This window comes from Streptomyces sp. NPDC059534 (assembly GCF_042743475.1).
Classification (GTDB): Bacteria; Actinomycetota; Actinomycetes; order Streptomycetales; family Streptomycetaceae; genus Streptomyces.
This window is the reverse complement of sequence record NZ_JBHWAQ010000088.1, coordinates 1-7,858: the sequence shown is the minus strand read 5'-3', so window position 1 is coordinate 7,858 and position 7,858 is coordinate 1. Positions and strand designations below refer to the sequence as shown.

The following is a 7,858-nucleotide window of genomic DNA, read 5'->3' as shown; positions in this document are numbered from 1 at the left end:
CATCGCCAGCCTCGTTTCCGACCGCAACACCACCGGCTGACACAAACCCCCAGCTCAGACCCCCACGTCTCCAACGCAATCACGCACCAGCTCGTAAATGCGATGCCCTGTGATAACGGGCCGTGGCACAGTCAGCGGATGTCCAACGACGTCGCTTATCCCGTCTTCCGTACCCCTGATCCGGTACTCGCCCTGCGCACCGCGCGCCGTCTCATGGAGTTCGGCCGCTGCGAGTATGCCGACGTCTCCGCTTTCGCAGAGCTTTCCTCCGTCGCCGAGGTCCGGCGGGTGGCGAAGGCCGTGCCCGAGGGCTGGTTCTGCGGAGCGTCCGAGCTGGAAGAATTCCAAGGGGTGCCGCTCGAGGACCAGCCTGCCTTCGTCGTCGGTGTCCCGGCGAGTGGCCTACCGGCTGAGGAGGCAGCGTTCGAGGGGCGGCTGCCGGTGGAGTGGTACATGCTGGACCGGCCGGTCGGCAGTATCGAGGACGCCTTCACCGCGACGATCGGCCTGAGCACAGGCGAGATCAACTGGCAGTCGCTGGAGTGGCCGGATGCGCCCGAGGCGGGATTCCATGGCGATTCCAAACATGCTGAAGTGACACTTCTCTTCAACACCCGTACCCGCCACTGGAACGAGCCCGCCGACGACCACACCGTCCTCGTCCAAGTCCGCAGCGCAGTCTTCGACGGCCGCCAGAGAAGCGAGCCGTACGCCCACTGGCTCGCCGCGCAGGTGGGGCTTACGGTCATCGGGCCCGCGCAAGAGTGCTGAGGGCGGCCCGCCGACCCTTGCCGTGCACCGGACGGCACAGCCGCCGGGACGACGACACCGCCCGCAAGAGGCCGGGCGCTTGGGCAGCGTTCGGCTCTCTCGCGCGGCTCGGAGCCGGACGTCCTTTCCAGGTCGCGCCATCGACAGGTACGAGCCGTCCGGAAGTTCTTTCTGGGCGGTGCCGAGGTGGTTGGACTGGAGCCTGACCAGCAGATCCGCGCCCGCCACGGTGAAGGCGTGAGCGAACTCGACCGACCAGAAGCCGCGGTCGGCGATGACCAGGTCGCCGGGGCCGGTGGAGCCGGCCAGCGGGTAGGCGAGGCTGCGTTCTCCGTCGCGGTAGCCGCCGAGGCGGGCATCGAGGACTCCGTGCGTTCCGATCTCGGCGAGGACCACCGCCCTGACCTGGGGGAAGCCGAAGGGGACGCCGCCGGTGGTGGAGGGGCCGTCGAAGGTGTCGCCGTTGCTCGTCGAATCCGGGAGATCTAATTGGGTGCCGTCCAGGGCGAGGAGCCGCAGATCTCGCCACCATGCGCCGGGCGTGGTCGGGGTGGCGAGCGGGCCGGCCACCTGGCGGAACACGGTCTCCAGCACGTCCTCGCCGAGGCGGGTGCGAGCCCGGCACAACGACGACCGGTTCACCCGCGCGAGGGCCCGGCTGCCCGGGATACCGCTGGTCAGCATCCGTAGTACCTCCTCGTACGACTCCCGGGCGAAGAGACACAGGGCCAGGACGAAGTACACGACCAGTCGCGCCGGCAGGAGGCGGCGCCGCCGCTCGGCTCGGTCGTGCTTGGCTATCGCCGCGTCCGCCAGCTCAGCGGTGAACACCTTCGTCAGGATTCCGATCCGCACCCGCTGGCCCGCACCCCACCCCGTCACACGCGGGGCAACGATCCCCGCACCTCAAAGGCAACTGCATTGGCCTTGGAAGGCCCCTACGCGACGTCCCAGTGGTAGTTGGTGTCCCACCGCCAGGAGGCCCACACCGCGGCACCGAGGCAGATGGCTCCGAACAGGACGGGGACTGCTTTTGGGTTCACGCTTGCTGCTGGGCGCGAACGGTTTCACGGTCCGGGCTGGTCGCCATGGTCGCCGACGGTGCGGGGCCAGGTCCAGGCGTACCGCAGGATGAGGGCGAGAACGATCACTTCCAGTGTGACGCCAAGGCCGTAGAAGTACGTCCAGGACTCGCCCACCGCGTTGAATGCCGCGAAGGGGATCTGTACCGAGGCCACGATGAGGTTCGTGATGCGGTTCGCCCGGGCGGGCAGCGTCATCGACAGCACGACCATGAGGATCGGGATCGCCAAGAGCGCGAGGAAGGCGATCAACAACGTCTGGCTGATGTCGAACTCCCAGACGACGCCGACCAGGATGTCATCGATGACGCCGGGCTTGAAGAAGGCGAGAATGTCCACGTAGACGTACAGGAACATGAAGCTTGTCCACGCTGCGGCGAGCTTGGCTCTCACCGGGATCCGCTGATCTTCCAGTGTGGTGGTGGTATGACGTGTTCTCATCATGGGCTCCGTTGTTGTGGCGAGGATCGGTAGGTCCACGATCGCTGAGCCCGGCGGCGGGCACATCGGCGTCGAGGCCGGACCCGCCTCGGCCGTTGGGAGAAACGGCGTCTCGTTCTTTCGGTCGGTCCCCGACGCCTCGGCAGTCCCTAGGCTAATGCCGTGTCAGTCAACGTTTGCCCTGTTGTGATGTGACGCGCCGCCCGGGGTCCTTCGCCGGATGACGGGCGGCGGTCACCGTGTGCGGGTGGCGGAACGAGTTCGCGTACGTGAGATCGATGATGACGAGGGCCGGCGGCTGCTGCGGATCATCCGCCGGGGCAGCGGATCGGTGGTGACTTGGCGACGGGCCAAGATGGTCCTGCTGTCCGCGCAGGGCATGCCCGTGGCGAGGATCGCCGAGGTGTCGTTCACCAGCGCGGACCGGGTCCGGGATGTGATCCACAACTTCAACGCCGACGGCTTCGACTCGCTGTATCCGAAGTACAAGGGCGGGCGGCCGAAGACGTTCGCACTGCCCGAGCGGCGTGAGATCAAGAAGATCGCGAAGTCCAAGCCGGCCGAGCACGGCCTGCCCTTTTCTACCTGGAGTCTGACCAAGCTGGCAGACTTCCTGGTCGCCGAGGGGGTGGTCGACGACATCAGCCACGAGGGCCTGCGCATCCTGCTCCGCGAGGAAGGCGTCTCCTTTCAACGCCTGAAGACCTGGAAGACCTCCCGCGACCCCTACTACTCGACCAAGAAGGCGAGGGTCGAGCACCTCTACCCGATCGCCGACGGCGAGCTCATACCCGAGGAGGGCGAGCCCGACGTCATCTTCTGCGTGGACGAGTTCGGCCCGCTCAACCTCATGCCGCACCCCGGCCGGCAGTGGGCCGAACGCGGCGGCAAGCACAAGGACCCCGACCGTGAGCCACGCCGCAGGCGCCGGGCCACCTACAACCGCTACGGCGGCGTGCGTCACCTCTTCGCCGCCCTCGACCTGAACCGGGACCGGCTCTACGGCCACATCAAGCCGGTCAAGAAACGCACCCAGTTCCTGGAGTTCTGCCGCTACCTGCGCACCCTCTACCCGCCGTCGATACGGATTGCGATTGTCTGTGACAACTTCTCCCCACACCTCACCACGAGGAAGTGCCAGCGCGTCGGCGACTGGGCCACCGCGAACAACGTCGAAATCGCCTACACGCCGACGAACTTCTCCTGGCTCAACCGCATCGAGGCCCAGTTCACCGCCCTGCGCTACTTCACCCTCGACGGCACCGACCACGCCACCCACAAGGAACAGGGCAGCATGATCCGCCGCTACATCATCTGGCGGAACCGTCACGCCGACGACCGGCGCCTACGCGCCGTCGTCGGCAGGGCAAACGTCGCCTGAGGCTCAGCCGAGTTTCTTGCGCATCTTCACCGAGGTCGTCTCGTAGCCGAGCGACTCGTAAAGGCCACGTGCGCCGGTGTTGAACCCGGCGACGCTGAGACCCAGAGTGTGAGCGCCCCGCGCCCGGGCGTATTCCTCGCCGAGGAGCATGGCCATTCGGCCCAGGCCCCGACCACGCTTGTCGGCGTCGATCGCAATGTCCCAGACCCACCAGGCACCGGCGTCGTCACTCCTGTCCGGTCCGATCCAGAGGTAGCCGACGGCTACCCCGGCATCGTCGACCACGTCGAAGACCGCGTGATCCGGGGTCGGTGTCCCGGACGGAAAGGAGAGCGCCATGGTCTCGTCCGCCTGCCGGTAGGCGTCCTCGGACGTCTGCCCCAGAGCGACGAGCTCCTTGGCGTACTCGGCTCGACTACGTTCGAGCCAGGCAGGGAAGTGTTCGGCGTCCAGAGGGCGGAGGTGTGCAGGCATTGGCCCAGCCTCCCACACCGCCGACGCCTGAGCGGTGTCACCCCCGCTCAGGCGTCACGGCACACACAACAGGGCAAACGTTGACTGAAACGGCACTAGGTCCGCCAGTTCGTCATCACAGATCAGTGACGCCATCGGCGGGTCCCCTCTCACGATCGGTAGGTAGGTGTCGCCGAAGCGATGTAGCTCCCACTGGTCGCGTTCTGTGGTCCACATCGATGCGTACGCCGAAAGGTCCTGCTCGCTCATGCCGGCCCCCTCGGCAGTCACCGTACAGCGGAGGTCGGTGGGTCCCTTTGAGTTGGAGCTGTCATGGGTCGCTGGTCCGCCGGCCTTACCCACGGCGCGCCTTGGCTCCTATCCCGCCTGCTGTCGACCCACACGCTGTGGAGCGGACACAGGTCATGGTGTTCAGGCGACACACTCATCAGCCACGGTGATACCGGTACCGACGCGGAGCGACCACACCGGCCTCCCGCATCGCGGCAGCAGCTGCTCCCCGCCCGCCCATTCCCGGTGGCGTGGCCGCCTCAGAATCTGTTGTCTTTCCGGGTGTGATGGCCGGGTTTCCGCTGGTCAAGCATGAAGTTTCCTCCGCTGCAATAGAGATGACACGTCGTGTTCTCTTTTCAGTGGAGGTGCCAGATGCCGTCGGTGATGGGGTTGATCGAGGAGCGGGAGGTCGCTGCCCGGCAGCGGGTGGAGTTGCTGCGGAACGAGCTGGACCGGCTTGTTGCCGAGCTGGAGGAGACGGAGGCCGTGCGGGATCGCCTGGTGATCGCGAAGGAAACGGTGAGTGAGGTGCTGTCCGAGGCCGGCGAACCCAAGGACGTGCGAGTTCCCATGCCCGGCCGGTTGAGCCGGCAACAGCTTTCCGGCTGCCCGCCACGGCCCTCCAGCCAGCCGGGCACCGACATCGCGGCACGGACCTGGGCCCACTCCCGGTCCGTCATGTCCGAGGGGTAATGACGCCTTCGCACACCGTGGTCGGCCGCGTTCCCGTACGCATGGGCGAGACAGACACACGACGGGATATCAGGGTTGGACTCCACGGACACCGGCACGGAAGACTGAGGCACAGGGCCTCCTGACGCTCGAATGGACTTCAACACCCATGAGCTGTGTGGGAGGCCCTGCTTTCATTCACCGGCCACGAGCCGATCACCCAACTGAGCACCCAAGTTCGACCCGCAACCGAACCTCTCGGTATGACAAAAGCTACTTACGCGTCGGAGTGCTCCGGCAGGGCGAGCCAGTCCGACCAGGAGATCTCTCGGCCGAGGAAGCGCGGCTGCTCGAACGGCCAGTCGGCGGCGATCCACTGCGGCACCAGCTCATCGAGGGCCTGCTCGACCTTGCTGCCCACCAGCTCGTCCACCACCCACCAGGAGATCTCGCCGTCCGCGCCGACCCTCTCCGGTGGGTCGATGTAGACGCAGCCGAGCAGAGCTGTCTCCGCCGCGTCGAACAGCGCGTAGTTGAAAGACTGGTGTGCGGCGATCTCCTTCTCGTGCCGCAACAGGTCCGCTTGATCGGCCTCGTAGGTCATGGTGGCCGCAGGCCAGCCCCAGGCTGGGCCGAAGATGGTCCACAGCCGCTCGCGCGAACCCATCACAGCCGGATAGTCGAGCGGGGTGTCCGTCTCCCGGATCGGCCGCAGGTGATGACCACTGCCCGGCAGCGCTACCAGGACGGGATGGACGAAGTTATCGGGGAGCCAGCTCATAGCGCCCGACCGTAGCAGCGTGCGGCCCTCTGTTCCTTTGGATTTTGCCCGTATACCGCCAGGACCGGCTCTCATGCCGGGCAGTGCCCACGATCACCCGATCGAGTCTCCCGTTCGATCGACAGACTCCATGATCGGTATGGCAACGGCTTCTCACGCTCCCGTCATCCGTGACGGCGGGGGTACGGCACTCCGCCCTACTCAGGCCCAGCAGTCAGACGCCGTTGCGCAAGCGGCCGCCCTTGCCTCGCGGCCAGGGCGTGTATCGGAAGTGGATCTTGAGGTGGGATGATCTTGCTCGTGGCACGTGGAGATCTGACGGATGCCCAGTGGGCCCGCCTGGAGCCGTTGCTGCCCCGGGGCAACAAGCCGGGGCGCCCGCCGATATGGACCCGGCGGCAGCTGATCGACGGCATACGGTTTCGCACGCGGCCATCAACGAGTGGCTGTGACCAGGTGACTCAAGATGGGAAGCACGCTCCGCAGGTCGTTGTCGTCCACCGCGACGGTCGCCGCCTCGCGCGCTCCTGGCGAGGCATTGAACGCCACGCTCAACCCGACGGATGCGAACAGCGGCAGATCGGAGCGGCTGTCCCCGACGGCCCCGCACGAGCGGGGAGCCAGCTCCAGTTCTCGCGCCTGCGCGAGCGCGAAATCCCGCTTGCCGTACTCGTCGAAGTGACGGGCGACCCGGCCTGTGAACCGGCCGTCGGCGGTCTCCAGCCGAGGTCCGCTGAACCCATGGAAACGAAGCGGTCTGTCAGGTAGCTGCCGACTGGCGACCAGGCGAGGGTGACGGTCGCGTTGTAGGACTCGGCGGTCTTGTCGTATCGGGTGGCGATCCCGCGCCATTGCTTCAGCCGGTTGAAGCAGCGTTCGACGACGTTGCGGTGCTTGTATGCCTTGCGGTCGAAGGCCGGCGGGCGGCCTCCGCGGCTGCCCCGCCGGGCCCGGTTGCGGACCTGGTCGGCCCGCTCGGGAATCGTGTGGGCTATGCCCCGCCGGCGGAGCCAGGTGCGGATCGCCTTCGAGCTGTAGCCCTTGTCACCCAGGACGTGATCGGGCCGGACCCGGGGCCGCCCGGGTCCGATCCGGGGCACCCGGATCGCCTCCATCACGGCGGTGAACCGGGTGCAGTCGTTGGTGTTGCCGCCCGTCACGACGAAGCCCAGCGGACGACCCCGGCCATCGCAGGCCAGGTGAATCTTGCTGGTCAGACCGCCTCGGGACCGGCCGAGCGCCGGGTCGCGAAGCCCCCTTCTCGGGCCCCGGCCGCATGCTGGTGGGCCCGCACGACCGTGGAATCGACCGACACCAGCCACTCGATGTCGCCCGCCGCGTCCGCCTTCGCCTGCGCCGCCCGCAGCATCCGGTCGAACGTGCCGTCCGCCGCCCACCTGCGGAAACGGGTATGGAGCGTGGGCCCACGGCCCGTAACGCTCGGGCACATCCCGCCAGGCCGTCCCGGTCCGGAACTTCCACACGATCCCGTTCAGCACCCGGCGGTCGTCCAGCCGCTTCCGCCCCCACAACGACTCGGGCAACAACGGCCGGACGAACTCCCACTCGGCATCAGACAGTTCATGACGACGTATCACGACACCATGATCCACCAGCGGTGATCATTTGAAGACACTGCCTAGTACTGCAACGGTCTTTGTTGTGATGGTTTATCGGTTTCGGGTGGTGTGTGGTCGCGCCGTTTGTAGTGGCTGATGCGGGCTTGGTGTTGTCGTCTGCGGCGCCAGTGTGACCAGTGCGGGATGTGGTCGATCGAGGCGGGCCGGCGGTGGGTGAGGCGGTGGATCAGTCGTCGGATTTCGGGGAGGGTGAGGGGTATGAGCTGGGAGGATCCGTTTCTGCTTTGTCGGTGTCGAGTTCGCGGGCCCGCAGGACGGTGAGGCAGGCGTGGGCGGCCATGGCGAGGGTCATGTGGCGGTGCCAGCCGGGGTAGCGGCGGACCTGGTAGTCGTCCAGGCCGCA

Annotated in this window: 7 protein-coding genes and 5 pseudogenes; 4 read left to right on the top strand and 8 right to left on the bottom strand. The window is 66.9% G+C overall.

Annotation, left to right across the window (positions count from 1 at the left end):
• Positions 1-138: 138 nt before the first annotated feature.
• Positions 139-771 (top strand): hypothetical protein, encoded by a 633-nt coding sequence (locus tag ACFVZH_RS39490; RefSeq protein WP_384905370.1) that lies wholly within the window; start codon positions 139-141, stop codon positions 769-771.
• 204 nt (positions 772-975) lie between these two features.
• Here the strand turns inward: ACFVZH_RS39490 and ACFVZH_RS39485 are convergent.
• Both ACFVZH_RS39485 and ACFVZH_RS39480 read right to left on the bottom strand, forming a co-directional pair.
• Positions 976-1,626: pseudogene (locus ACFVZH_RS39485) on the bottom strand (IS4 family transposase); the annotation flags it as partial.
• Positions 1,627-1,838: 212 nt separating this feature from the next.
• The gene (locus tag ACFVZH_RS39480) at positions 1,839-2,297 is read right to left on the bottom strand and encodes a DUF6326 family protein (RefSeq protein WP_384905368.1); all 459 of its coding nucleotides are present in this window, start codon (positions 2,295-2,297) and stop codon (positions 1,839-1,841) included.
• A 244-nt stretch (positions 2,298-2,541) separates the two neighbouring features.
• On the opposite strand from ACFVZH_RS39480, the gene ACFVZH_RS39475 reads away from it, so the two are divergent.
• Entirely contained in the window at positions 2,542-3,675 is a 1,134-nt protein-coding gene (locus ACFVZH_RS39475) for an IS630 family transposase (protein ID WP_384905366.1), read from the top strand.
• Between the two features lie 3 nt (positions 3,676-3,678).
• Here the strand turns inward: ACFVZH_RS39475 and ACFVZH_RS39470 are convergent, their stop codons facing one another.
• Positions 3,679-4,149 carry a GNAT family N-acetyltransferase gene (locus ACFVZH_RS39470; RefSeq protein WP_384905364.1) on the bottom strand — a complete coding sequence of 157 codons (471 nt, stop codon included), beginning with the start codon at positions 4,147-4,149 and terminating at the stop codon, positions 3,679-3,681.
• Positions 4,150-4,203: 54 nt separating this feature from the next.
• A complete protein-coding gene (locus ACFVZH_RS39465; protein WP_384905362.1) occupies positions 4,204-4,398 on the bottom strand; it encodes a hypothetical protein in 195 nt (64 codons plus the stop codon).
• A gap of 396 nt (positions 4,399-4,794) precedes the next feature.
• On the opposite strand from ACFVZH_RS39465, the gene ACFVZH_RS39460 reads away from it, so the two are divergent.
• Positions 4,795-5,115: a hypothetical protein gene (locus ACFVZH_RS39460; protein WP_384905360.1), complete on the top strand. Its 321-nt coding sequence runs from the start codon at positions 4,795-4,797 to the stop codon at positions 5,113-5,115.
• A 256-nt stretch (positions 5,116-5,371) separates the two neighbouring features.
• Here the strand turns inward: ACFVZH_RS39460 and ACFVZH_RS39455 are convergent, their stop codons facing one another.
• Positions 5,372-5,875, bottom strand: coding sequence for an N-acetyltransferase (locus ACFVZH_RS39455; protein WP_384905358.1), 504 nt, complete (start codon positions 5,873-5,875; stop codon positions 5,372-5,374).
• Positions 5,876-6,163: 288 nt separating this feature from the next.
• On the opposite strand from ACFVZH_RS39455, the pseudogene ACFVZH_RS39450 reads away from it, so the two are divergent.
• Positions 6,164-6,295: pseudogene (locus ACFVZH_RS39450) on the top strand (transposase); the annotation flags it as partial.
• Between the two features lie 15 nt (positions 6,296-6,310).
• Here the strand turns inward: ACFVZH_RS39450 and ACFVZH_RS39445 are convergent.
• The 3 pseudogenes from ACFVZH_RS39445 to ACFVZH_RS39435 form a co-directional block, all read right to left on the bottom strand.
• Positions 6,311-6,669 (bottom strand): annotated as a pseudogene (locus ACFVZH_RS39445) (HAD family hydrolase); the annotation flags it as partial.
• Positions 6,661-7,470, bottom strand: a pseudogene (locus ACFVZH_RS39440) (IS5 family transposase); the annotation flags it as partial. The pseudogenes ACFVZH_RS39445 and ACFVZH_RS39440, both read right to left, overlap by 9 nt.
• Positions 7,471-7,681: 211 nt before the next feature.
• Positions 7,682-7,858, bottom strand: a pseudogene (locus tag ACFVZH_RS39435) (IS701 family transposase); the annotation flags it as partial.